The sequence below is a fragment of the Mitsuaria sp. TWR114 genome (assembly GCF_007997345.1).
On the sequence record NZ_VOSR01000714.1, the window covers coordinates 3,855 to 5,420 of the forward strand.

General features: G+C 69.3%; 2 protein-coding genes and 1 pseudogene. 2 read left to right on the plus strand and 1 reads right to left on the minus strand.

Going from position 1 to position 1,566, the window contains the following annotated elements:
• A pseudogene (locus FUT87_RS30050) lies at positions 1–363 on the minus strand (response regulator); the annotation flags it as partial.
• A 252-nt stretch (positions 364–615) separates the two neighbouring features.
• Between FUT87_RS30050 and FUT87_RS22950 the strand changes: the two are divergent.
• On the plus strand, positions 616–1,119 hold the full coding sequence (locus tag FUT87_RS22950) for a hypothetical protein (protein WP_147242509.1): 504 nt from the start codon (positions 616–618) through the stop codon (positions 1,117–1,119).
• 112 nt (positions 1,120–1,231) lie between these two features.
• Positions 1,232–1,566: hypothetical protein (locus FUT87_RS22955; protein ID WP_147242510.1), on the plus strand; the 335-nt coding region annotated here is incomplete at its 3' end.

Sequence of the window (1,566 nt, forward strand, 5' to 3'; positions counted from 1 at the left end):
CGGCAGCAGCTCGGCCAGGCGGTCCAGCGTCTTGCGCACGTCCAGCGGCTTGGCCCAGAGCTCGAGGAAGCCCGCGCCGAGCGCGTCGAAATCGGAATCGGCGGTCACCGCGATCGCCGGCACCTGCGCCCAGCCGCGCCGCATGCGCAGCAGCTTCAGCAGGTCGGAACCGTGGCAGTCGGGCAGGTTCAGGTCCACCAGCAGCAACGAGGGCTGCAGCCGCGCGCTCAGGCGCCAGGCCGGCATGCCGGCCTCGGCCACATGCAGCCGCAGGTCGCGGCGTTGCTCGAACATCGCCTCCATCACGATGACGTTGAGCGGGCTGTCTTCGATGTACAGCACCGACGTGAGACCGTCGTTCATCGTTTCGCTCCTTCCCTGGTCCTTCAGTTGGTCGCGAAAAAGGGCAATCCTCGTGCCCGGATGCGTCCCAATCCTTGGGGATGTCACGCATTCGGCTCCAGCGGTGTAACCGCCCGACGACCGATCCGTCAACGGTCCTGACACGATGTCGGGGGCTTGGGATTTCGTGCTTCGCCATCGGGAAAGGCGAAGCGCGCGATGGGTACGAGGCTTGCCTTGCCGAGGAAGACTCGCCACCCCAAGGAGCCCGTCATGGCCACGAGTACCCGAGCCGGCGCCGCCGGCGGCAGCGACGACGACCGTCCCACCAGCTTCGGCGTCCACAAGCCGGTGGACCACCTGGTGATCAGCCTTCCCCGGCGCCGCGAGGCGGGCCAGGCGCGCGCCGCGCTGGCCGCGCACGGCATCGCCGAGACCGACCTGCACGCGGTGGACGACCGCGAGATGGTGAAGCTGGTCGAGCGCGACCTGCGCCACGCCAGCCCGCTGGCGGCGATCGGGCAGGAGATCAACCTGCTGCGCAGCCACGGCGAGTTGGCCGAACGCGGCTACCACTTCCTGGTCGTCAAGGCCAAGGACGATGCGCAGGCGCGCGAGATCGCCGAGATCGCGCGTCGCAACCGCGCCGAGCGCGCCCAGTATTACGGGCACTTCATCATCGAGGAGCTGCTCGAGCCCGAAGGCGGCCGGCCGCAGGTGGCCGAGTCGCCGCACCGCGGCCTGGACGCCCATCCGAAGCCGCCGCTGCCGCGCTGAATCGCGCCTGTGAATCGCGCCTGCGAATGACGGCACGCGGCTTGCCGTCATCCCGATTACCCCCTGTCCCGGCACTCCCGCCGCCCTCGTGCACGACGAAAGGAAATTTCCCATGAGCACCACGCCCAACAACGAGAAGAGCGACAAGTCCGTGCCGTTCACGACGGCCGACGACGCCGCCAAGATCGCCAACGGCAGCGCGCCGTCCAGCACCGCCGCGGTCGACCTGGTGAATCGCGTCGCCGACAAGGCGCACGCCACCATCGACCGCCTGGCGACGACCGCCGCGCCGAAGGCGCAGCAATTGCAGAAAAGCCTGGAAGACACGAACGAGCTGCTGCACGAGCGCGCCGACCGGCTGCGCACGACCGGCAACGAGTGGTGCGACAGCCTGCGCGCGAACGTGCGCGAGCATCCGCTGATGGCCGTGGGCACCGCGCTGGCGGT

Bases quoted from the DNA above. Each gene is read 5' to 3' on its own strand.
- FUT87_RS22950 (WP_147242509.1), top strand. From the start codon at position 616: ATGGCCACGAGTACCCGAGCCGGCGCCGCCGGCGGCAGCGACGACGAC.